General features: G+C 65.4%; 19 protein-coding genes. 10 read left to right on the forward strand and 9 right to left on the reverse strand.

The features are described from left to right. Position 1: 1 nt before the first annotated feature. Complete coding sequence (locus L6D89_RS23290) at positions 2-886, reverse strand: acyltransferase (protein WP_236201316.1); 885 nt, start codon at positions 884-886, stop codon at positions 2-4. Between the two features lie 134 nt (positions 887-1,020). On the opposite strand from L6D89_RS23290, the gene rloA2 reads away from it, so the two are divergent. The 5 genes from rloA2 to L6D89_RS23315 all read left to right on the forward strand — a co-directional run bounded on the left by rloA2 (position 1,021) and on the right by L6D89_RS23315 (position 5,834). Beyond that, on the forward strand, positions 1,021-1,542 hold the full coding sequence (gene rloA2 / locus L6D89_RS23295; protein WP_236201317.1) for a retropepsin-like aspartic peptidase RloA2: 522 nt from the start codon (positions 1,021-1,023) through the stop codon (positions 1,540-1,542). Between the two features lie 65 nt (positions 1,543-1,607). Beyond that, positions 1,608-2,297, forward strand: coding sequence for a two-component system response regulator CreB (gene creB, locus L6D89_RS23300; protein WP_236201318.1), 690 nt, complete (start codon positions 1,608-1,610; stop codon positions 2,295-2,297). Then, positions 2,297-3,712, forward strand: coding sequence for a two-component system sensor histidine kinase CreC (gene creC, locus L6D89_RS23305; protein ID WP_236201319.1), 1,416 nt, complete (start codon positions 2,297-2,299; stop codon positions 3,710-3,712). Before creB ends, creC begins: the two co-directional genes overlap by 1 nt. A 359-nt stretch (positions 3,713-4,071) precedes the next feature. Continuing rightward, positions 4,072-5,514: a cell envelope integrity protein CreD gene (creD, locus tag L6D89_RS23310; RefSeq protein ID WP_236201320.1), complete on the forward strand. Its 1,443-nt coding sequence runs from the start codon at positions 4,072-4,074 to the stop codon at positions 5,512-5,514. An 11-nt stretch (positions 5,515-5,525) separates the two neighbouring features. After that, entirely contained in the window at positions 5,526-5,834 is a 309-nt protein-coding gene (locus L6D89_RS23315) for a hypothetical protein (protein WP_236201321.1), read from the forward strand. 302 nt (positions 5,835-6,136) lie between these two features. Here L6D89_RS23315 and L6D89_RS23320 read toward each other — a convergent pair whose 3' ends face one another. Both L6D89_RS23320 and L6D89_RS23325 read right to left on the reverse strand, forming a co-directional pair. Further along, positions 6,137-6,760, reverse strand: a complete 624-nt coding sequence (locus tag L6D89_RS23320) for a glutathione S-transferase (RefSeq protein WP_236201322.1) — start codon at positions 6,758-6,760, stop codon at positions 6,137-6,139. Positions 6,761-6,779: 19 nt separating this feature from the next. After that, positions 6,780-7,745, reverse strand: coding sequence for a Vgb family protein (locus L6D89_RS23325; protein ID WP_236201323.1), 966 nt, complete (start codon positions 7,743-7,745; stop codon positions 6,780-6,782). Between the two features lie 85 nt (positions 7,746-7,830). Here L6D89_RS23325 and L6D89_RS23330 point away from each other — a divergent pair, with 85 nt between their 5' ends. Then, the gene (locus L6D89_RS23330; protein ID WP_373874986.1) at positions 7,831-8,682 is read left to right on the forward strand and encodes a protein phosphatase 2C domain-containing protein; all 852 of its coding nucleotides are present in this window, start codon (positions 7,831-7,833) and stop codon (positions 8,680-8,682) included. Between the two features lie 479 nt (positions 8,683-9,161). Here the strand turns inward: L6D89_RS23330 and L6D89_RS23335 are convergent, their stop codons facing one another. The 3 genes from L6D89_RS23335 to L6D89_RS23345 form a co-directional block, all read right to left on the reverse strand. Continuing rightward, positions 9,162-11,570, reverse strand: a complete 2,409-nt coding sequence (locus L6D89_RS23335) for a TonB-dependent siderophore receptor (protein WP_236172679.1) — start codon at positions 11,568-11,570, stop codon at positions 9,162-9,164. 196 nt (positions 11,571-11,766) lie between these two features. Further along, entirely contained in the window at positions 11,767-12,729 is a 963-nt protein-coding gene (locus tag L6D89_RS23340) for a FecR domain-containing protein (RefSeq protein WP_236172678.1), read from the reverse strand. Then, complete coding sequence (locus tag L6D89_RS23345; protein ID WP_373873575.1) at positions 12,726-13,229, reverse strand: RNA polymerase sigma factor; 504 nt, start codon at positions 13,227-13,229, stop codon at positions 12,726-12,728. Before L6D89_RS23345 ends, L6D89_RS23340 begins: the two co-directional genes overlap by 4 nt. Positions 13,230-13,416: 187 nt before the next feature. Here L6D89_RS23345 and L6D89_RS23350 point away from each other — a divergent pair, with 187 nt between their 5' ends. Beyond that, positions 13,417-14,169 (forward strand): glutathione S-transferase family protein, encoded by a 753-nt coding sequence (locus tag L6D89_RS23350; RefSeq protein ID WP_236201325.1) that lies wholly within the window; start codon positions 13,417-13,419, stop codon positions 14,167-14,169. On the opposite strand, the gene L6D89_RS23355 is transcribed toward L6D89_RS23350, so the two are convergent. Next, positions 14,170-15,045, reverse strand: a complete 876-nt coding sequence (locus L6D89_RS23355; protein WP_236201326.1) for a LysR family transcriptional regulator — start codon at positions 15,043-15,045, stop codon at positions 14,170-14,172. A gap of 96 nt (positions 15,046-15,141) precedes the next feature. On the opposite strand from L6D89_RS23355, the gene pcaD reads away from it, so the two are divergent. Beyond that, complete coding sequence (gene pcaD, locus L6D89_RS23360; RefSeq protein ID WP_236201327.1) at positions 15,142-15,939, forward strand: 3-oxoadipate enol-lactonase; 798 nt, start codon at positions 15,142-15,144, stop codon at positions 15,937-15,939. A gap of 44 nt (positions 15,940-15,983) precedes the next feature. Here pcaD and L6D89_RS23365 read toward each other — a convergent pair whose 3' ends face one another. Together L6D89_RS23365 and L6D89_RS23370 are read right to left on the reverse strand one after the other, a co-directional pair. Next, positions 15,984-17,513, reverse strand: a complete 1,530-nt coding sequence (locus L6D89_RS23365) for an NCS1 family nucleobase:cation symporter-1 (RefSeq protein WP_236201328.1) — start codon at positions 17,511-17,513, stop codon at positions 15,984-15,986. A gap of 615 nt (positions 17,514-18,128) precedes the next feature. After that, positions 18,129-20,306 (reverse strand): malate synthase G, encoded by a 2,178-nt coding sequence (locus L6D89_RS23370; RefSeq protein WP_236201329.1) that lies wholly within the window; start codon positions 20,304-20,306, stop codon positions 18,129-18,131. A 294-nt stretch (positions 20,307-20,600) separates the two neighbouring features. Here L6D89_RS23370 and L6D89_RS23375 point away from each other — a divergent pair, with 294 nt between their 5' ends. Beyond that, complete coding sequence (locus L6D89_RS23375; RefSeq protein ID WP_236172672.1) at positions 20,601-21,050, forward strand: GNAT family N-acetyltransferase; 450 nt, start codon at positions 20,601-20,603, stop codon at positions 21,048-21,050. A 19-nt stretch (positions 21,051-21,069) separates the two neighbouring features. After that, positions 21,070-21,588: a glycine cleavage system transcriptional repressor gene (locus tag L6D89_RS23380; protein ID WP_045212798.1), complete on the forward strand. Its 519-nt coding sequence runs from the start codon at positions 21,070-21,072 to the stop codon at positions 21,586-21,588. Positions 21,589-21,751: the final 163 nt, after the last annotated feature.

The raw sequence follows: 21,751 nt of genomic DNA on the forward strand, positions 1-21,751 counted from the left end.
GTCAGAATTCCTCGCGCAGCTGTTCGATGCGCGCGTCCTTTTCTTCCCACAGTCGCGATACCCACGCCTGCACGTACTGGCGGAATTGCGCGTCGTTCTCGTAATCGCCCTGCCACAGTGCGGGGTCGATCTCGCGTGCCTGGATATCCACGATGACCCGCGGTACGCGTCCGCACAGCAGGTCCCAGAAGCCCGGTCGCGGGCCCTTGGGGTAGACCAGGGTGACGTCCAGCAGGGTATCGAGCTGTTCGCCCAGCGCCGCCAGCACGAAGGCCACGCCGCCCGCCTTGGGGCGCAGCAGGTGCTGGTAGGGCGACTGCTGCTGGGCCTGCTTGGCCGGGGTGAAGCGCGTGCCTTCGAGGTAGTTCACCACGGTCACCGGCATGCGCTTGAACTTCTCGCAGGCGGCCCTGGTGATCTCCAGGTCCTTGCCCTTGAGCTCCGGGTGCTTTTCCAGGAAGGCCTTGCTGTAGCGCTTCATGAAGGGGTAGTCGAGCGCCCAGAAGGCCAGGCCGAGGAAGGGCACCCAGATCAGCTCCTTCTTCAGGAAGAACTTGAAGTAGGGCGTCTTGCGGTTGAAGGCCTGCACCAGCGCCGGGATGTCGACCCAGGACTGGTGGTTGCTGATCACCAGGTAGGAGGTATCGCCGCGTAGCTGGGCGGCGCCGCGGATGTCCCAGACGGTGGGGGTCATCAGGGCGAAGATGGCCTTGTCGATCTCCGCCCAGGTCTCGGCGATCCACATCACCCCGCGCGAGCAGGCGTCCTTGGCGGCCTGGCCGGGGATAACCAGCTTGAGCAGCGCGATCAGCATCATCGGCCCGATCAGGATCAGGGTATTGAGCAACAGCAGGAGGCTGGCGATGACGCCTTTGACTGCCGGCATGGGGTCCATTCCTTGTGCGACGGTGGCGCGGCCATGATACGCAGACAATTGTTCCGGCCCAAGCGGTGCAGGTATGGCGAACCAATGGCCGCCGTGCTAGTCCTATGCGACGTAATCCACCCCGGAGATTTCGCGTGAAACGCGCCCTCGCCCTGCTTACCCTGATTGCATTGCCCGGCCTCGCTCTGGCCGCCGAGACCAAGCTCTACGGCCGCTACGAATGGGTCAGCCTGCCCGAGCTCGACCAGACTCTGCAGGCCAAGATGGATACCGGCGCCTACACCTCCTCGCTGTCGGCCAAGGAAATCCAGATCTTCCAGCGCGACGGCGAGGACTGGGTGCGCTTCAAGCTGGCCACCAAGGATGGCGGTGATTCGGTCTACGAGCACAAGCTTTCGCGCATCTCGAAGATCAAGAACCGCGCCGAAGGCGCAGGCGAGGATGAAGAGGAAGAGGCCAGCCCCGGCCTCAGCCAGCGCCCGGTGATCGAGCTGCCGGTATGCCTGGGCGGCGATCAGCGCACCATCGAGGTCAACCTGACCGACCGCAGCCATTTCAACTATCCCTTCCTGATGGGCACCAAGGGCCTGCGCAAATTCCACGTCGCCGTCGATCCGGGCGAGCGCTTCGTGGCCGGCAAGCCGGACTGCTCCTGATCCTCGATTGACGCGGCGCGGGGCATGATGGACCCTTCCGGAACTGTCCCGGGAATCGGAATCCCATGCCCCATATCCTCATCGTCGAAGATGAAGCCGCCATCGCCGACACCTTGCTCTATGCCCTGCAGGCCGAAGGTTTCCAGACCACCTGGCTGAACCTCGCCGGCGCCGCCCTCGAACGCCTGCAGCGCGATGCCTTCGACCTGGTCATCCTCGATGTCGGCCTGCCCGACATCAGCGGCTTCGAAGCCTGCAAGCACTTGCGGCGCTTCTCCGAAGTGCCGGTGATCTTCCTCACGGCGCGCAATGCCGAGATCGACCGTGTGGTGGGCCTGGAAATCGGCGCCGACGACTACGTGGTCAAACCCTTCAGCCCGCGCGAAGTCGCTGCACGGGTGAAAGCCATCCTCAAACGCACCGCGCCGCGTGAAGTGCCCGCTCAAACGATCACCGGCAACGGCCCGTTCGAGGTGGACGAGGAGCGCTTCCAGATTCGCTACCACGGCCAGTCGCTGAGCCTGACCCGTCACGAATTCCGCCTGCTGCAGACGCTGCTGGCGCGCCCCGAGCGGGTATTCAGCCGCGAGCAGTTGCTCGATGCGCTGGGCGTCGCCGCCGACGCCGGCTACGAGCGCAACGTCGACAGCCACATCAAGAGCCTGCGCGCCAAGCTGCGCCAGGTCGCCCCCGCCGCCGAGCCGATCCAGACCCATCGCGGCCTGGGCTACAGCTACGCGCCGGACAAGAGCTGATGCGCCTGTCGCTGCGAATCTTCCTGGTCTACTTCTTCTTCGTCGGACTGACCGGCTGGTTCGTCCTGCGCACGGTGATGGACGAGATCCGCCCCGGCGTGCGCCAGTCCAGCGAAGAGACGCTGGTGGATACCGCCAACCTGCTGGCCGAGATTCTCCAGGCCGACGTGAAGCGCGGCACTCTCGACCAGAGCCGCCTGCCCGAGATGCTTCGCGCCTATGGTGCGCGCAGCCCGCAGGCGGACATCTGGGGCGTGAACAAGACCGCGGTGAATCACCGCATCTACGTGACCGACGCGCACGGCATCGTCCTGCTCGATTCCCTCGGCCAGGCCGTGGGCCAGGACTACTCGCGCTGGAACGACGTCTACCTGACCCTGCGTGGCCAGTACGGTGCGCGCTCCAGCCGCGAGTCGGCGGATGACCCGGAGTCCTCGGTGATGTACGTCGCCGCGCCGATCCGCGATGGCGAGAAGATCATCGGCGTGGTCTCGGTGTCCAAGCCCAACCGCACACTGCAGCCCTATATCGACCGCTCGCAGCGGCGCCTCGCCTGGCTCGGCGCCGGGTTGATCGTGCTCGGCCTGCTGGTCGGCGCGGGGCTGTCGTGGTGGCTGAGCCGCTCGCTGGATCGTCTGACCCGCTACGCCCGGGCCGTGAGCGAAGGGCGCCGTGCGGAGCTGCCGCGTTATCGCGGGGGCGAGATGGCGCAACTGGCCGGTGCCGTGGAGCGCATGCGCGTGCAACTGGAGGGCAAGGATTACGTCGAACGCTACGTGCATACCCTGACTCACGAGCTGAAGAGCCCGCTGGCGGCGATCCGCGGCGCGGCAGAGTTGCTCGAAGGCGAGATGTCCGCCGAGCAGCGTGCGCGCTTTGTCGGCAACATCGCCGGGGAAAGCGAGCGCCTGCAGCAACTGATCGAACGCCTGCTGAACCTGGCCCAGGTGGAACAGCGCCAGGGGTTGGAGGAGCGGGTGCCGGTGGTCTTGCTGGAACTGGTGAGCGAGCTGATCGACGAGCGCATGGCGCGCGTCCGGGACGTGCAGTTGCAGAACGCGATCCCGCCGCAGGCGCTGGTACTGGGTGAGCGTTTCCTGCTGCGCCAGGCGCTGGGCAACCTGCTCGACAACGCGCTGGATTTCACCCCGCCCGGCGGAGTGGTCCGCTTCGATGCGCAACCGGTCGGTGAAGGCTGGCGCGTCGAGTTGTTCAACCAGGGCGAGGCGATTCCCGAGTTTGCCCTGCCGCGCCTGACCGAGCGCTTCTACTCCCTGCCGCGCCCGACCAGCGGGCGCAAGAGCACCGGGCTGGGGCTCAACTTCGTGGCCGAAGTAGCGGCGCTGCATGGTGGCGAGCTGCGCGTGGAGAACGTCGAGGACGGGGTGCGGGCGTGCCTGCTGTTGCCCGCGTAGGAGCAACTGTCTTTTCCTGGAAAGTCCGCTCCGATGCATCCCCCTCACCCCAGCCCTCTCCCTCAGGGAGAGGGGGCAGCCCGAGCCGGCTGACGCTAAGGTTTCATCCTGCACCGAACTGTCCCCTCTCCCCCTGGGAGAGGGTTAGGGTGAGGGCCGACCCAAGCGTAGAGGCATCTCGTAGGAGCGGACTCTGTCCGCGATAGGTTGGTGGCGCGCCGGATAGCATCGCGGACGAAGTCCGCTCCTACAAAAAGCCGGCCCACACAAACTCCACACAGTCCCCACATTCCCACCCGAGCGCCGCCACGTGCGAACACCAAGCTCTCTCCGTCGTCCACCCACGGAGAAAGCCTTCGATGAACCGCCAACTCGGCATCAAGCTCGGCGCCATCGCGCTATTGATTGTCCTCCTGCTGATACCCCTGCTGATGATCGACGGCCTGGTCGACGAGCGTCAGAGCTACCGCGACGAAGTCCTGCAGGACATCGCCCGCAGCGCCAGCTACAGCCAGCAGCTCACCGGCCCGCTGGTGGTCGTGCCCTACACCCGCACTATTCGCGCCTGGCGCCTGGACAAGGCGAGCCAGCAGCGCGTGCTGCAGGAGCGCGAAGTGCGCGGGCGCCTGTACTTCCTGCCGGAAGTCTTCAGCCTCGACGGCCAGATGCGCACCGAACTGCGCCATCGCGGCATCTACGAGGCGCGCCTGTATCACGCCGACAGCCAGCTCAGCGGCAGCTTCGTCCTGCCGGCCAACTACGGCATTACCAGCGACCTGGGCAGTTACCGTTTCGACGACCCGCTGCTGGCGGTGGGCATCAGTGATGTGCGCGGCATCGAGAACGCGCCGAAGCTGAAGGTCGGCGACGAACTGCGCGACTTCCAGCCCGGCACCCAGAGCCAGTTCCTCGGCAACGGCGTGTACGCGCTGCTGCCCTTCAAGGCCAGCGATCGCGAGCAGCGTTTCGAATATTCCTTCGAGCTGGCGTTGCTGGGCAGCAGCCGCCTGGACATTACTCCGGTGGGGCGCGATAGCCAGGTCAACCTGGTCTCGGACTGGCCGCATCCCAGCTTCGGCGGCGAGTTCCTGCCCACCGAGCGCAGCATCAGCGAGAAGGGATTCAGCGCGCGCTGGCGCACCAGCTTCTTCGCCACCAACCTGGAAGACCAGTTGCGCGCCTGCACGGCGCCGGCCCAGGCGGATGTCGCTCGCGCGGTTGGCGCGGACGATCCGGATGCGTCGCGTCCGAGCTCGGCCGAGTGCGGCGAGTTCGGCCAGCACCGCTTCGGCGTGGCGCTGGTGGACCCGGTGGACCAGTACCTGAAGACCGACCGCGCGGTGAAGTACGCGCTGCTGTTCATCGTCCTCACCTTTGCCGGCTTCTTCCTCTTCGAAGTCCTCAAGCGCCTGTCGGTGCACCCGATCCAGTACGCCCTGGTGGGCATGGCGCTGGCGCTGTTCTACCTGCTGCTGCTGTCGCTCTCCGAGCATGTCGGCTTCGCGCTGGCCTACCTGCTGTCGGCTGGCGCCTGCGTCGGGCTGATTGGTTTCTACCTCTGCCACGTGTTGCACAGCCTGTGGCGCGGTGCCGGTTTCAGCCTGGGGCTGGCGGGGCTCTACGGGATGCTCTACGCGTTGCTCAGCGCCGAGGACTACGCCCTGCTGATGGGCTCGCTGCTGCTGTTCGGCGTGCTGGGCGGCGTGATGGTGCTGACTCGTCACCTGGACTGGTACGGCATCGGCCGGCCCCGTAGCGATGACCTGGAATTTTCCCTGGATGATGTGCGCGTACAGCGCTGAGGAGAGTGGTGATGGCCAACGTGATGCGCTTTTCCCTGTGCCTGTTCGCGGGCCTGCTGATCAGTGGACTATGCCTGCCGCTGCTGATGTTCATCGGTCGCTTCGACTGGATCGCCCTGCTGGTGGCCAGTGGCAAGCCGCTGGCGCACCTGGCGCTGTTGCTGCCGGCCGATCTGTGGACGCAACTCACCGGCGTCGAGGACGCGGCGAATAATCCCCATGTGCGCTCCTTCCTGGAAATGTGCATGGGCGTGCTTCAGCTCGGCCTGCTGTTGGCGTTGCCGATCTACCGTTTTGGGCGCCAGGAGAAGCAGTCATGAGTGCGTGGAGCGGATTGCACGAGGAGCGTGAAGTGGGACGGCGGCTGGCGCGGCGGATTGCTGGATTGTTCGAGCGCGGGCTGGAGCGGCGAGCGGTGCGTGATGAGCGGTTTCGGCGGCGAGTGGTGCGGCATACGCGCCCCGTGGTGACGTCCTGGCGCGCGGGCTGTGCCCTCACCCCAACCCTCTCCCGAGGGGAGAGGGGGCTGGGCGGTGCGGGTTGGCGGGTCTGGAGTCAGCCGGCGCGACTCCCGGACTGCTCAGCGTAGGATGGGTGGAGCACAGCGATACCCATCGATCCCTCAGCCCGGCACCGTCGCCTGCATCGACGGCCGCTGGCTGACCTCGGCGAACCACTGCGCCAGCTGCGGATAGTCTGCGCGCCAATCCCAGTGCGGCTGGCGGAAGTCCAGGTAGCCCAGTGCGCAGGCCACGCCGATGGCGGCGATGTCGAAGCGCTCGGCCAGCTCGGCGTGGGCCGGGCCGTCGAAGTAGGCGAGGGTGCGGACGATCTTCAGTTGCTGGTTGTCGAGCCATTGGTCCCAGTGTTTTTCCGGCGGGCGCATGGCGGTTTCGTAGCGGATCAGCACGGCGGCATCGAGCACCGCGTCAGCCAGCGATGCAAGGGTCAGGCGGCGCCAGCGTGCCGCGCCTTCGCGGGGAATCAGCGGTTCGCCGGCGTGCTGCTGGTCGAGGTATTCGAGGATCACCCGGCTGTCATGCAGGGTCTGGCCGTCGGCCAGGCGCAGGGCAGGAATCTTCCCGGCGGGGTTGTCCTGCAGCACGCCGGCATCCGGCGCAATGGGTGTGTGGACGGCAGCGTACAGCTCCACGGAATCGACCTGGCCGGTCTCGTGCAGCAGCACCATGACCTTGCGCACGAAGGGCGAAGCAGCAGCGTGGAACAGGACGGGGCGGGTACTCATCGACAACTCCTCGTTGGGTTCAATCCTGAATGACCACCAGGCGGTCGGTGCCGGACTCGGAGCCCCAGACCTCGCCGGGCCGGCCGAGCAACTGGCGCACATTGGCGTGTTCGTGGTCGCTCGGGTAGGCGGTGAATCGTTCGCTCTGCGGGTCGAAGCGCAGCAGGGCGTTGCTGGCGAAATCGCTCAACCAGACCTGGTCCATGGCATCGACGTAGACCGCATAGGGCTGCGGATGATCGCCCGGCAGCTTCCAGGTTTTCCACTGGCTGTCGCTGGGGTCGAAGCGCGCCAGGCTCCCGGCATTCCACTGGCTGACCCACAGCCGCCCCACGGAGTCGGCCCACAGCCGGCGCGGACCGCTGTCCTTGCCGGGGGTATCGAAGGTCGTGGCGCTGTCGGCAACGCCGTCTATCTGGCCGAGGTAGTCGCCGGCCAGGGAGGCGTACCAGATGCCGCCATCCGGAGCCACGGCGATGCCGTACGGCCCCTTGCCGCGCGGTGCCGGCCAGACCTTCAGCTCACGGCTGGACGGGTCGAGGCGGCCGTAGAAACCGTTCTGCCCGGTGAACCACAGCACGCCGTCGTCATCGAATACCGCGGTGTTGAGGTTGGCGTTGGCCGCCTCCCTGGGCAGCGGGATGACTTCCACGCCCAGGCGCTGGGAGTCTACATGGACGATGGCGTTCTGGCCGCTGTCGGTGATCCAGGCGTCGCCGTTGGCGTCGGCCACCACGCCGTGGGGGCTGGAGCCCTTGCCGAGGCTGATCTGCTCGCTCTGCCCGGTCTGCGGGTCGAGCCGGCCGAGCACGCCGAGCTTCTGCGCGGTGTACCAGACCTTGCCGTCCTCGGTGGGCGCCACGTCGTGCGGGGCGGAGCCCTTGGGCAGGTCGAAGTACTTCACTTGCGCGGCATGGGCACCGGTGGCCAGTAGCAGGCCGGCGAGCAGCAGGCCGCTCAGGGGGAGGGACAGGACGCGAGGCATGGGCTCTCCTTGGCAGAGTCCGGAAGGTGATGAGACTGTACGCCGGTCAGTGTGGCCGACGAAACGAAGGAGAGTGGTTGTGACGATGATTTCCGTGTTGGGAGCGGCTTGCCGCCAGGGCTCGCCGGTGAACGACGATGCCATCGGCCATACCGCCACGGCGGCCTGGGTGCTCGACGGCGCAACCAGCCTGGGGCGACGTCTGGTCGGCGGTGAAAGCGACGCACGCTGGCTGGCGCAGAGCGCCAATGGTCATCTTCAACGCCTGCTGGAGGAGCAGCCGTACAGGCCGACGGGGGACCTGCTGGCGCAGTTGCAGGCGGGAATCGCCGCGGATTTCCAGCGAGATTCCGGCGTGGCCGTGAGCCTTGATCTGAACCTGCCCACGGCCTGCCTGAGCCTGCTGCGGGTGCTGGGCGATGGTTCGCTGGAGCTGCTCAATCTCTGCGATACCTGCATCCACCTGGCCTGGGATGACGGGCATGTGGAGAGCTTCGGTGATACGCCACTGGAAGAGATCGACCGGCAATCCGTGGCGCGCCTGATCGCGCTGCGCGAAGCGAACCCGGACTGGGACCACGCGCAACTGTGGCAGGCCAGCCGCGAGTGGGTACGGCGCAACCGGGCGCTGGCGAACACGCCGCAGGGCTATTGGTGCCTCGATCCGAGCGAGCGCTGGATTGCCCACGTGCAGCGCCGGGTACTCGATCCTTCAGGATTGAAGGCGTTCATGCTGGTCACCGATGGTTTCGACCGGCTGCTGGATTTTCGCCGCTACGACCTGGATTCGCTGTTCGCGGCGCTGCCCGAACGTGGCGTCGAAGCGCTGATCGACGAATTGCGCGCGCTGGAAAGCGCCGATGGCCAGGCGCTGGACTACCCACGCCTGAAGATCCACGACGATGCGAGCGTGGTGTGGGGAACCGTGCGCGGCTGAGTCTCCGAAACGCCGAAGAGTGGCATTGCGTAGAAAGCAAAAAGCCCCGCTCCTTCGGAGCGGGTTTTTCGCATCGTGAGGCACCCGACCGCACAATGCCGAGCGTTGCGCAGGAGCGGACTCTGTCCGCGATGACTCCACAGCGCGCCGACTCCCATCGCGGACGAAGTCCGCTCCTACGAAAGCAAAAGCCCCGTTATTTCGGAGCGGGTTTTTCGCATCGTGGAGCACCCCCACCGCGCAATGCCGAGCATTGCGCAGGAGCGGACTCCGTCCGCGATGACTCCACAGCGCGCCGACCCCTATCGCGGACGAAGTCCGCTCCTACGAAAGCAAAAGCCCCGCTCTTTCGTAGCGGGGCTTTCAGTGCGCAGGATCGTAGGGCGAATAACCTGGAACAGGCTATCCGCCGGCTTTTGCCCGGCGCATAACGCTTGCGCGTTATGCGCCCTACGAGTGCCCGAGGCTTCGTGGAGGCGTCAGAACTTGTAGTTGACGCTGGCCACCACGTTGCGACGGTCGCCGTAGTAGCAGTAGAAGCCGTCGCAGGTGGAGATGTATTCCTTGTCGAATACGTTGTTGGCGTTCAGCGCGACGTTCAGCCCGTTGAGGCTGTTGTCGAGGCGGCCGAGGTCGTAGTGCACCGCGGCGTCGTAGACGGTGTAGGAGCCGGTGTCGCCGTCGGACTTGTCGCGTACGTAGCCCATGCTGCCGATGGCGATGTTGTGGGTTTCGCCCACGTAGCGGCTGCCGAAGCCCAGGCCGAAGCCGTCCAGCAGGCCTTCATGCCAGGTGTAGTCGGCCCACAGCGACGCCTGGTTTTCCGGGGTCAGCGGCAGCGGGCGGTTCTTGTCCAGCGGGTTGGCGACCTTGGTCATCTTGCTGTTGGCATAGGTGTAGGCGGCGGTCACCTTGAGGTTCTCGGTGACGTTGCCCACCGCTTCCAGTTCGAAGCCGCGTACCTGCGCTTCACCCACCGGGCGGCTGATGAAGTCGCTGCCGGTAAGGACGATGTTCTTGCGAGTCAGGTCGTAGACCGCGGCGCTGAGCATCAGGTCGGTGCCTACCGGCTGGTACTTCACGCCCAGTTCGTACTGCTTGCCGGTGCTCGGCTCGAAGGCCGCGCCGGCGGCGCCGCCCGCTTCGGTCTGGAACGACTCGGCGTAGGAGACATAGGGCGCCACGCCGTTCTCGAAGACGTAGCTGAGCGCTGCGTTACCGCTGAACTGGCTGTCCCGGCGAGTATCGGTGGCGCCACCGGCGTTGTAGAACTTCGAGCCGGTGTGGGCCCAGTCCTGGCGGCCGCCGAGGGTCAGGCGCCAGTTGTCCAGGGCGATCTGGTCCTGCGCGTAGAGGCCGGTGTCGCGCATCTTCTGGTTGTAATCGTTGTACGCGGTGAAGGCGACGTTGCTGAAGTCCTGCCCGTAGATCGGCTTGTTGATGTTGCTGGTCGGCGCCGCGCCGTACAGCCATTTGTAGTTGGTGTTGGCACGCTGATGGTCCAGGCCCAGCAGCAGGGTGTGCTTGAGCGGGCCGGTGGCGAAATCGGCCTGCAGGTTGTTGTCGATGGCGAACTGGCTGATGTCTTCGTTCACCACGTTGGCGCCGCGCTCCAGGGTACCGTCGTCGCTGACCGAGAAAGCGTTGCCGCCGGCGGTGATGCCCTGGAAGGACAGGTCGCTCTTGGTGTAGCGCAGGTTCTGGCGGAACTGCCAGACGTCATTGATACGGTGCTCGAAGGCGTAACCCAGGGCGTAATAGGTCTTGTCGTAGAACTCCCAGTCCGGATCGCCAAGGTTCTTGTGGTAGCGCACTTCGCCCGCCGGAGTGGAGAGCTTGGTGCCCTGCAGCGGCAGGAACTGGCTGGTGATGCCGGTATCGTCGCGGTTGAACTGGGAGAGGAAGGTCAGCTTGGTGTCTTCGTCGACGTTCCAGGTCAGGCTCGGCGCGATGTTGTAGCGCTTGTTGTCGACGTGTTCGATCTGCGTGTTGCTGTCGCGCACGACACCGCTGACGCGGTAGAGCAGGTTGCCGGCGTCGTCGACCTTGCCGGTGCTGTCGAAGGAAATCTGCTTGTGTTCGTAGCTGCCGACCTGCAGCTGCACTTCATGGCTGCTTTCAGCTTCCGGACGGCGGCTGGTCATGTCCAGCAGGCCGCCGGGCGGGGTCTGGCCGTACAGCGAGGAGGCCGGGCCGCGCAGCAGGGCGACGCGTTCCAGGTCCCAGGTTTCCAGCTTGGGCATCACGTAGGAGCCCTTGGGCAGCGGCAGGCCGTCGAGGAACTGGGTCGGCTCGAAGCCGCGCACCTTCAGCCACTCGGCGCGGGTGTCGTTGCCGTAGCTGCTGGCGATCACGCCGGGCATGTAGCGCACGGCGTCGTCCAGGCTTTGTACGTTGCGGTCCTGCATCTGCTCGCGGGTGGCGACGGAGATCGAGCGTGGCGCCTCCAGCAGCGGCGTGTCGGTCTTGGTGCCGGCGCGGCTGCGGGTGGCGAGGTAGCCGATGGCTGGGCCATCCGGGTCTTCCTGGGTAGCGCTGATGGTGGTGGCCGACATCGACAGGGTATCGCTCGGCTGCGGACGCAGGCTGAAGCTGCCCGATTCGCTTTCCACCAGCTCCAGGCCGGTGCCCTGCAATGCCTGGCGCAGCGCGCTGACGGTATCGAAGCGGCCCTGCACGGCATGCGCGCTGCGGCCCTGGGCCAGCGCCGGGTCGAGGCTCAGGCTCAGGCCGCCCTCGGCAGCGATGCGGTTGAGGGTGCTGGCCAGCGGGCCGGCGGGCAATTGGTAGTCACGTACGGCCTCGGCGGCGATGGCCGACGAAGTGGCCAGCAGGATGGCGGTAGCCAGCAGACAGGGGCGAAGCGAAAGCTCGAACGGGCGGCGCATTGAAAACGACTCCTGAATGAAAACGTTTCTCGATGCTTCCTTGCCGGACGAGAATCAAAAAGTGATAGGGCTGGGTGAAAAAAATTCGGCCTTCTGCTTAGGCGGGGTCTTTGTAGGAGCGGACTTCGTCCGCGATAGGTCCGCATCGCGCCGGAGGCCATCGCGGACAGAGTCCGCTCCTACGGGGCGTTTGCGTTCAGCCGCGCGGTACCACGCGCGACCACCAGGGGCCGTGCTTCTCGATACGCACGGGCAGTGTCGGCTCCAGCGAGCCGAGCGCCAGGTCGATGTTCTGCAGCGGGAAGCTGCCGGTGATGCGCAGGTCTGCCAGCTTCGGATCAACCGCGAGATAGCCCGGGCTGTAGCGCGCCAGTTGCTCGATCAGCTCGCTAAGGCGCACGTTGTCCACCACCAGCATGCCGTGCGTCCAGGCATCGGCGGTGGCGCTGTTGGCCTCCACGCTGCCGAATCCATCGGCGCGCAAGCGCACCTGCTGGCCCTGGTTGATCACGCGCTCGCCCGGCAGTTGTTCGGGGCGCGCGGCCACCGCGGATTGCAGGACGCTGAGCAAGGTACTGTCGCCTTCGTCGCGCTCCACCAGGAAGCGCGTGCCGAGTGCGCGCAGGCGGCCTTCGTCGGTTTCGACGATGAACGGGCGGCTGTCACCGTGGGCGGTTTCCACCAGGATCTCGCCGCTGAGCAGGACGATGCGCCGCTGCTCGGCATCGAAGCGCACGTCTACGGCGGTGCGGCTGTTCAGCCTCAGCAGGGTGTTGTCCGGCAGGCGCAGTTCGCGCTGCTCGCCGGTGGCGGTTACCAGGTCGGAGAAGGCATAACGCACCGGTGCGTAACGGTTGCCGACGCCCAGGGCGAGTGCGCCGACCAGCAGCAACGACAAGCCGGTGCCGGCCAGGCGGCGGACCTTGCGCCGCGACTCGCCGGGCGAGCGCAGCAAGGCGTTGCGCGCGGCCTTGGGCGCGGCGCCGGCAAGGCTGCGGTCGAGCATGCCCAACTGGCTCCAGGCGCGGGCGTGTTCGCTGTGGGCGGAATGCCAGCGGGCAAAGGCGGCTTCATCGTCCGGGCGCGCTTCGCCGGAGCCCAGACGCAGCTGCCAGCTGATCGCCTCGTCCAGCACCTGCAGGGAAACCGCTCCCTTCACGTCGGCTCGCCGTAGAGGGCGATGTAGCACTGGCGCAGACCCTGGGCGATGTACTGGCGCACGCGCGGTACGGAAACACCCAGTTGCTCGGCGATCTCGGCGTGGCCGAGGCCGTCCAGGCGGTTGAGCAGGAAAGCGCTGCGTGCGCGGGTGGACAGCTTGCCCAGCAGGCGGTCGATCTCGCGCAGGTCGGCGAGGATCAGGCAGTGTTCCTCGGCCGAGGGCTGCACGGCTTCGGGCAGGCATTTCAGCTCTTCGAGATAGGCCTGTTCCAGCGCCACGCGGCGCCAGTGATCCACCAGCAGGCCCTTGGCGACGGTGACCAGGAAGGCGCGCGGTTCGCGCAGGGAGGGCAGCTCGCGCCGGCCGAGCACGCGGACGAAGGTGTCCTGGCTCAGGTCTTCGGCGCGCTGCGGACAGCCCAGGCTGCGGTTCAGCCAGGCGGTCAGCCAGTCGCGGTGATCGCGATACAAGGCGCCAACGAGTTCGCCGCTACCCATCTGGATGGCCGACAAGCTACTCCCCCAGTGATCCCGAATGGGATCAAGCTCAAAAACGATAACTATTCGCAAATGATCGCAAAGTGCAGTCACACGCGCAATTGGCACCCGTCGGCTTTTGCCGCCGGTCGCTGGGTTTTCGGCACCGTTCTACAATTCGCCGAACTTTTTCGCGGAACGTCTCGCCATGTCCGACCCCGTGCTGATCATCGGTTCCTTCCTTTCTCCCTATGTGCGCAAGGCGCTGGTGCTGCTGGAAATGAAGGGGGTGGACTATCGCATCGACTCCGTCGTGCCGTTCTTCGGCAACGCCGAGTTCGAGCGCCTCAGCCCGCTGCGCCAGGTGCCGGTGCTGGTGGACGGTGAGCTGGTGCTGAACGATTCCTCGGTGATCTGCCAGTACCTCGAGGAACGTTATCCACAGCCTGCGCTATACCCCGCGGACATAGTCGCCCGCGCCCGCGCGCGGTGGATCGAGGAGTTCGCCGACAGCCGCATGGGGCAGGTGGTGATCTGGCAACTGTTCGACCAACTGGTGATCGGCCGCGGCGTGTGGGGCCGCGAACCGGATGCGGTGCTGCTGGAGAGGACCTACCAGCAGGACCTGCCGGCGGTGTTCGACTATCTCGAAGCGCAGTTGCCCGAGCACGGGTGGTGGTTCGGCGAGCTGTCCATCGCCGACATCAGCGTGGCCTGTTTCATGCGCAATGCGCAGCTCGCCCGCTACGAGCTGGACGCCCTGCGCTGGCCGAAACTGGTGGCCATGCTGGAAGCGGCCTTCGCACTGCCGGCGTTCCAGAAGCTCAACCAGTTCGAGCGCGCCATCGCCCGCACACCGATTGCCCTGCAGCGCGACGCATTGATCGCCGCCGGAGCGCCGGTCAGCGCAGTCAGCCACATGCGCGAACAGCCGGTGCGCGGGCCGATGAGCCGCAGTTGATCAGGCCTCCTGCAGAAAGCTCCAGAGCCTCTGCGCCACCGGGCCGTGGGCGCGATCGCGCCGGCGCGCGGCGACCAGCTCCTCGCGGCGGCCGGGCAAGTACTCTCCGCTGAGGTCGCGCAGGCGGCCGTCGGCCAATTCCTCGGCAATCAGGTGGCGCGGCAGATGACCCCAGGCCAGGCCGTGCAGTACCAGTTCCTTCTTCATCGCCTGGTCCGGCACCGTGCATTGCGCCGCGCCATCCAGCGTGAAGAACGCCACCGGCGGCGAGTGCCGGGCGCTGTCGCGCATGACGCACTGGGTGAGCGTGTGCAATTGCTCGGGCCGGATGTCCGTGGTGTCCGCCAGTAGTGCCGGCGCAATCACCGGGATGAAATCCACCACGCCCAGGTCCAGCCACTCCAGACGCGGGTCGGCCTTGTCCACGCGGTGCAGGATCAGCTCGGCCTCGTCATCGAGGAGCCGCTCCAGCGGACCGCTGACGCTTTCGAAGTACAACTGCAGGCGTGTGTGCGGTTGCGTGGCGAAGAAGCGCGCGAGTTTTTCCAGAACGACGGGGCGTGGGCAGAAGTCGCCGAGGACGACGCGCAGCTGGCTTTCCTCGCCGGCCGCCAGGTGTGCGGCATGCTCGCGTAGGCTGCCCAGTTCGCGCAGCAAGCCCTGGGCGCGGTGGTGGAAGGATTCGCCTGCGGCAGTCAGGGCAACCCGGTAGCCACTGCGATCCAGCAGTTCGAAGCCAAGCTGGTTCTCCAGCCGGGCAACAGCGGCGAAAATCGCCGGGTGCGAGCGGTGCAACTGCTGGGCAGCGGCCTGGAAGCCGCCGGTCTCGACTAGTGCGACGAAACAGTGGAGGTCATGAAGGGTGAAGTCCTGCATGTCAGCTTTCCTGACAGAGAGCGTTCATTCTTTGTAATTTCTTTGGATTATCAGCGCAACTAACCTCGCCTCCATCAACCCTGAGGAGAGGCTGCCATGAGCCAGCTGCGCTATCTGACCACTCGCGACAACACCTGCATCGCCTTTCGCCTGGACGGCCGCGCCGAGCTGCCACTGCTGGTGCTGTCGAACTCCATCGGCACCGACATGCACATGTGGGACGGCCAGATTGCCGCGCTGAGCGAATACTTCCGCGTGCTGCGCTATGACGCTCGCGGGCACGGCGCATCCAGTGTTCCCCCCGGACCCTATTCGCTGGCGCGGCTGGCGCAAGATGTGATCGAGCTGCTCGATTCACTGGCGGTGCGGCGTGCGCATTTCCTCGGGCTTTCCCTCGGTGGTTTTGTTGGCCAGTGGCTGGCGCTGAACGCACCGCAGCGCATGGATCGGCTGGTGCTGGCGAACACTTCTGCCTGGCTGGGGCCGCAGGATCAGTGGGATGCGCGCATCGCCGAGGTGTTGCAGGCGGAAGATATGCGGGGCACCGCCGCGACCTTCCTCGGCAACTGGTTCCCGGCGACCTGGCTGGCGCAAGAGCGCCCGGAGGTGGAACCGTTCCGCGCGACGCTGCTGGCCACCAACCGGCATGGACTGGCCGGCTCCTTCGCCGCCGTGCAGGAAACTGATCTGCGCACGGCATTGCGCGATGTGCGCCTGCCCACTCTGGTGATCGCCGGGCAGTTCGACACTGTCACTGCCGCCAGCCACAGCGAGTTGATCGCCGACGCGATCCCCGGCGCTCGTTTGCTCACGTTACCGGCCGTGCACCTGTCGAACATCGAGTTCCCCCGCGAGTTCGAAGGTGTGGTGCTGGATTTCCTGTTGGCTCGCTGAACGACCAGGCCGCCCGAAGGCGGCCTGGTCGTTCAGCTAGAGCCTCAATGATGTGCGGCATCCACCGCGATGGATTCGCCGCAGACGTCCAGGTAGGTGCGCTTGCGGTCGGCGAGGGCGAAGTGGATCAGCGCGCCGAGCCCGGCGCCGAAGAACCAGGAGAAGTGCGACAGCGATTCGAAGGCCGGCAGCAGCGCCAGGACGATGGCGATCAGTGCGGCCGGGACGAACGCCGCCACCGCGCGCAGGTTGACCCCGGCGCTGAAGTGATAGCTCGCCTCGCGGCTTTCGCTGTAAAGCTCCGGCAGGTTCACCCGGCCACGGCGCACCAGGTAGTAGTCGGTGACCATGATCCCGTACAGCGGGCCGAGCAGGGCGCCCAGGCCGCCGAGGAAATACACGATCACTGCCGGGCTGTTGTACAGGTGCCACGGCAGGATCAGCACGGCGATGGTGGCGCTGAGCAGGCCGGCGCGACGGAAGTTCAGCAGGTTCGGCGCGAGGTTGGTCAGCACGTACGCCGGGGCGACGAAGTTGGCCATGATGTTCACCGCCACGGTGACGATCAGGAAGGCCAGGCAGGCCAGCACCAAGCCGAAGGTGTTGGGAATGGCGGCAACGATCTCGGTGGGGTTCTGCACCAGCTTGCCGTCGATGCTGAACTGCGCGCCGGCCAGCACCACGGCGATCAGCGCGAAGCCCAGCATGTTTACCGGCAGGCCCCAGAAGTTGCCGACGCTGATGGTGCGGCGGTCCGGGCAATTGCGGGTGAAGTCGCAGAAGTTGAGGATCATCGTGCCGTACAGCGAGACCCACAGTGCGGCGGCGCCCAGCACCTTCAGCCACATCGCCGAGCCGCTCGGCGCGTTGCCGCTGGACCAGGCAATCGACAGCCCGGCGCGCCAGTACATCCAGCCGGCGAGGCTGGCGAAGGCGACCAGGATGATCGGGCCGGCAAAGGATTCGTAGCGGCGCACCATCTCCATGCCGTAGGCGAAGATCACCAACTGAACGCACCAGATGCCGAGGAAGGTGATCCAGCCGAGGCTCGACAGGCCGAGGATCGAGTCCTGGTCGTAGGCCTTGAGGTCTGGGGCGATGGCGGTGAGCAGCACCCGCAGCACGACCGAGGCGAGGTAGGTCTGGATGCCGAACCAGGCAATGGCAATCACCGCGCGGATCAGAGCCGGCACCTGGGCGCCGTGGATGCCGAAGCTGATGCGGCACATCACCGGGTAGGGCAGGCCGGTTTTCTGACCCATGTAGCCGGAGAGGTTCATCAGCCCGTAGATCACCAGCGCGCCCAGGGCGAAGGCGGCGAGGATCTGCGCGCCGCTCATGCCGAGGGCGAAGAGGCCAATGGCGAAGGAGTAGTTGGCAATGTTGTGCACATCGTTGGTCCACAGCGCGAACAGGCTGTAACGCCCCCAGCTGCGCCCCGCCGCCTTGGTCGGCGCCAGGTCGGCGCTGTACAGGCGCGGGCTCAGGGTTGGCGCGGCCGGCCGGGCGGCGGCCGCGCTATCAGCAGATTGGAGGGGGGTAACGCCGGACAGGTGGGTGGGACTGCTGGTCATGGGCTACTCGGCTTTGTATGCACGGCTTTTTGTGGTTTGTGTGCAAAAGCCAATTCCGTGCCAGCCCGGTTCTCCTTGTGGTGCCGGTTGATTCGCCACTTCCCCTGGAATCGAGCAGAGCCCTTGTTTGGTGCGGCTTTGCCAGGTGTCCTAGGCGCCATTAAATAATTTTTCCATAGCAATCATTGACTTGAGAGTCAGATATTGCCTGTGTGGAAAATAAGCGGGCTGGGGATTTTGTACACAATAATTGTGCACAGGCGTTACGTGTGGGCTCCGAGGTGGCTCAACGACAATCGCGGACAGAGTCCGCTCCTACGCGGAAGCTGCCCTCGTACGTAGGAGCAACTGTCTTCTCTGGATAGTCCGTCGCTGCGTCTTCCTCCTCACCCCGACCCTCTCCCTCAGGGAGAGGGGGCAGTCCGGAGGTTTCATCCTGCACCGAACGGTCCCCTCTCTCCTTGGGAGAGGGCCAGGGTGAGGGATGGCCCAAGCGCAGAGGTATCGCGTAGGAGCGGACTCTGTCCGCGATCGGCTAGAAACGGCGCAAATCCCAACCGGTAGCCATAAAAAAACCGCCCCGAAGGGCGGTTCTTTCAACGCTTGGCGAAGTGCTTACAGACCGTTCTTCGCTTTGAACTCGCGACGACGGCGGTGCAGGACTGGCTCGGTGTAGCCGTTGGGCTGCTTGGTGCCTTCGATAACCAGTTCCAGTGCGGCCTGGAAGGCCACGTTGTCATCGAAGTTCGGCGCCATCGGGCGGTACTGGGCGTCACCGGCGTTCTGGCGATCCACCACCGAAGCCATGCGCTTGAGGCTTTCCAGTACCTGCTCTTCGGTCACTACGCCGTGGCGCAGCCAGTTGGCCAGCAGTTGGCTGGAGATACGCAGGGTAGCGCGGTCTTCCATCAGGCCGACATCGTTGATGTCCGGCACCTTGGAGCAGCCGACGCCCTGGTCGATCCAGCGCACGACGTAGCCGAGGATGCCCTGCGAGTTGTTGTCCAGCTCGTTCTTGATCTCTTCCGCGCTCCAGTTGGTGTTCGGCGCCAGCGGAATGGTCAGGATGTCGTCCACCGAAGCCGGAGCGCGCTTGGCCAGTTCGGCCTGACGGGCGAACACGTCGACCTTGTGGTAGTGCAGCGCGTGCAGGGTGGCGGCGGTCGGCGAGGGAACCCAGGCGGTGTTGGCGCCAGCCAGCGGGTGAGCGATCTTCTGCTCGAGCATGGCGGCCATCAGGTCGGGCATGGCCCACATGCCCTTGCCGATCTGGGCTTTGCCCTGCAGGCCGGTGGCCAGGCCGACGTCGACGTTGTTGTTCTCGTAGGAGCCGATCCACTTCTCGGTCTTCATGGCGCCCTTGCGCACCATGGCGCCGGCTTCCATGGAGGTGTGGATCTCGTCACCGGTGCGGTCGAGGAAGCCGGTGTTGATGAACACCACGCGCTCGGCGGCAGCCTTGATACAGGCCTTCAGGTTGACGGTGGTGCGGCGCTCTTCGTCCATGATGCCGACTTTCAGCGTGTTGCGCGGCAGACCCAGCAGGTCCTCGACGCGGCTGAAGATCTCGGCGGCGAAGGCGACTTCTTCCGGGCCGTGCATCTTCGGCTTGACGATGTACACGCTGCCGGTGCGGCTGTTCTTGCGGGTGGCGCTGCCGTTCAGGTTGTGAATGGCGATCAGGCTGGTGAACAGGCCGTCCTGGATGCCTTCGGGCACTTCGTTGCCCTGGGCGTCGAGGATCGCCGGGTTGGTCATCAGGTGGCCAACGTTACGCACGAACAGCAGGGAGCGGCCATGCAGGCTCAGCTCGGAACCATCGGCCCTGGTGTAGACGCGGTCCGGGTTCATGGTGCGGGTGAAGGTAGTGCCACCCTTGGAGACCTGCTCGGCGAGGTCGCCTTTCATCAGGCCCAGCCAGTTGCGGTAGACCACTACCTTGTCGTCGGCATCGACGGCGGCCACGGAGTCTTCGCAGTCCATGATGGTGGTCAGCGCGGACTCCATCAGGACGTCTTTCACGCCAGCGGCGTCGGTCTGGCCGATCGGGCTGGTCGGGTCGATCTGGATTTCGAAGTGCAGGCCATTGTGCTTGAGCAGCACGGCTTTCGGCTTGGCGGCGTCGCCCTGGAAGGCGAGGAACTGAGCGGCATTCTTCAGGCCGGTCTCGCTGCCGTTCTTCAGGGTTACGGCCAGTGCGCCGTTCTTCACGACATAGGCGGTGGCGTCGACGTGGGAGCCGGATTCCAGCGCGGCGGCTTCGTCGAGGAAGGCGCGGGCGAAGGCGATGACCTTGTCACCACGGACCTTGTTGTAGCCCTTGCCCTTCTCGGCGCCATTCTCTTCGCTGATTGCGTCGGTGCCGTAGAGGGCGTCGTACAGCGAACCCCAGCGGGCGTTCGCAGCGTTCAGGGCGAAGCGCGCGTTCATCACCGGTACGACCAGCTGCGGGCCGGCCATGCGGGCGATTTCTTCGTCGACGTTCTGGGTGCTGGCCTGGAAGTCGGCCGGCTCGGGCAGCAGGTAACCGATTTCCTGCAGGAAAGCCTTGTAGGCGGCCGCGTCATGCGCCTGGCCAGCGCGCGCCTGGTGCCAGCCATCGACCTTCGCCTGAATCTCGTCGCGCTTGGCGAGCAGGGCCTTGTTCTTGGGGGCCAGGTCGTTGATTACGGTTTCGACACCTGCCCAGAACTTGCCGGCTTCGATGCCGGTGCCGGGAATGGCTTCGTTGTTCACGAAGTCGAACAGGACTTTGGCGACCTGCAGGCCACCGACTTGAACGCGTTCAGTCATTGCTTGCCTCACTCTGCTCAGGACCAGCTCTGGACACAGGCAAAACGCCTTGTAGTCCGAGCCGCGGAATACTACATGATGCCGTGGGAAAAATCAGTGGGCTAGCGTCGCGGTTAGACCAAAGTACGCATATCAGTCACGTAGCAGGTCATATGTTCGCAAAAATCTTCTGGATTGTTCCAGATAAATCTTAAAACTGTACACGGATAACCCGTTTGGGTACCTGTGGCAGCCCGTCGCAGCCGGCTAACCTCGCCGTGCCTATACTGCCTTTTCCTTTCTGGAGAATCCCGCATGTCCGTGACGCTTGCCACCCCCTCCGATCTGGATGACCTGGTTCCGCTGTTTTCCGGCTACCTCGATTTCTATGAGGTGCCCGCCCCCCACGCGAAGATTCGCGAGTTTCTCGGCGCGCGCGTCGGCAGCGGCCAGTCCACGGTCTTCATCGCGCGCAGCGTCGATGGCGTGGCGGTAGGTTTCGTGCAGCTGTATCCCTTGTTCGCTTCCCTGGCGCTGCAGGCATCCTGGCTGGTCAGCGACCTCTACGTATTGCCTGCCGCGCGTCGCGATGGCTACGGTGAGGCACTGATGAACGCCGCCCGCGCCCACGGCGAAAGCACCGGTGCCTGTGGTCTGATGCTGGAGACGGCGAAGACCAACCACGCCGGCCAGTCGCTTTACGAGCGCCTGGGCTACAAGCGGGACGACAAGTTCTACACCTATTGGCTGGACCTCACGGCCTAGCCCTTCGCGGAGACTGCTCATGGACCACCTCGTATTGACCGTCATCGCCCAGGACCAGCCCGGCCTGGTGGAACGCGTGGCCAAATGCATCGCTGCCCATGGCGGCAACTGGCTGGAAAGCCGCATGTCGCGCATGGCCGGGCAGTTCGCCGGGATCCTCCGCGTGGCGGTGCCAGCCGAGGGCTATGACGAACTGGTGGAAGGCCTGCAGGAACTCAGCGAACACGGCATCCGCGTGTTGCTGGCGGAAAGCGGCATCGAGCCGGCCTGCAACTGGAAGCCGATTCACCTCGACCTGGTGGGCAACGACCGCCCAGGCATCGTCCGCGACATCACCCAGTTGCTGGCCGAGCATGGGGTGAACCTGGAGAGCCTGACCACCGAGGTACTGCCCGCGCCCATGAGCAGCGAGCCGCTGTTCCACGCCGAGGCGCTGCTGGCTGTGCCGTTGACCCTGCCGCTGGAAACCCTGCAGCAGAAGCTGGAGGAGCTGGCGGACGACCTGATGGTCGAGCTGAATTTCCACAGCGGGGAATGATTGTTCTGCATTGACCTCGATGCTTGTGGAAAAACTTGTGGGCTCTCTGTTGATGGATTGACAGAGGGCCCATTTTATATGGGCTTAGTGCGGGTTTATTTATCCACCATCGGCAGCGTCGCTGTGCACAGATTGCGGGGATCGTACCGTGGGCATTCTGTTG

Origin of the sequence: Pseudomonas pseudonitroreducens (genome assembly GCF_021603645.1) — a bacterium.
Taxonomy (GTDB): Bacteria; Pseudomonadota; Gammaproteobacteria; order Pseudomonadales; family Pseudomonadaceae; genus Pseudomonas; species Pseudomonas pseudonitroreducens.

What these genes read in the sequence shown, in the direction of transcription:
- L6D89_RS23290 (WP_236201316.1), bottom strand. Translation starts at nt 886, where the DNA reads ATGCCGGCAGTCAAAGGCGTCATCGCCAGCCTCCTGCTGTTGCTCAAT.
- creB (WP_236201318.1), top strand. Translation starts at nt 1,608, where the DNA reads ATGCCCCATATCCTCATCGTCGAAGATGAAGCCGCCATCGCCGACACC.
- creC (WP_236201319.1), top strand. Translation starts at nt 2,297, where the DNA reads ATGCGCCTGTCGCTGCGAATCTTCCTGGTCTACTTCTTCTTCGTCGGA.
- creD (WP_236201320.1), top strand. Translation starts at nt 4,072, where the DNA reads ATGAACCGCCAACTCGGCATCAAGCTCGGCGCCATCGCGCTATTGATT.
- L6D89_RS23315 (WP_236201321.1), top strand. Translation starts at nt 5,526, where the DNA reads ATGGCCAACGTGATGCGCTTTTCCCTGTGCCTGTTCGCGGGCCTGCTG.
- L6D89_RS23320 (WP_236201322.1), bottom strand. Translation starts at nt 6,760, where the DNA reads ATGAGTACCCGCCCCGTCCTGTTCCACGCTGCTGCTTCGCCCTTCGTG.
- L6D89_RS23325 (WP_236201323.1), bottom strand. Translation starts at nt 7,745, where the DNA reads ATGCCTCGCGTCCTGTCCCTCCCCCTGAGCGGCCTGCTGCTCGCCGGC.
- L6D89_RS23330 (WP_373874986.1), top strand. Translation starts at nt 7,831, where the DNA reads ATGATTTCCGTGTTGGGAGCGGCTTGCCGCCAGGGCTCGCCGGTGAAC.
- L6D89_RS23335 (WP_236172679.1), bottom strand. Translation starts at nt 11,570, where the DNA reads ATGCGCCGCCCGTTCGAGCTTTCGCTTCGCCCCTGTCTGCTGGCTACC.
- L6D89_RS23345 (WP_373873575.1), bottom strand. Translation starts at nt 13,229, where the DNA reads ATGGGTAGCGGCGAACTCGTTGGCGCCTTGTATCGCGATCACCGCGAC.
- L6D89_RS23350 (WP_236201325.1), top strand. Translation starts at nt 13,417, where the DNA reads ATGTCCGACCCCGTGCTGATCATCGGTTCCTTCCTTTCTCCCTATGTG.
- L6D89_RS23355 (WP_236201326.1), bottom strand. Translation starts at nt 15,045, where the DNA reads ATGCAGGACTTCACCCTTCATGACCTCCACTGTTTCGTCGCACTAGTC.
- pcaD (WP_236201327.1), top strand. Translation starts at nt 15,142, where the DNA reads ATGAGCCAGCTGCGCTATCTGACCACTCGCGACAACACCTGCATCGCC.
- L6D89_RS23365 (WP_236201328.1), bottom strand. Translation starts at nt 17,513, where the DNA reads ATGACCAGCAGTCCCACCCACCTGTCCGGCGTTACCCCCCTCCAATCT.
- L6D89_RS23370 (WP_236201329.1), bottom strand. Translation starts at nt 20,306, where the DNA reads ATGACTGAACGCGTTCAAGTCGGTGGCCTGCAGGTCGCCAAAGTCCTG.
- L6D89_RS23375 (WP_236172672.1), top strand. Translation starts at nt 20,601, where the DNA reads ATGTCCGTGACGCTTGCCACCCCCTCCGATCTGGATGACCTGGTTCCG.
- L6D89_RS23380 (WP_045212798.1), top strand. Translation starts at nt 21,070, where the DNA reads ATGGACCACCTCGTATTGACCGTCATCGCCCAGGACCAGCCCGGCCTG.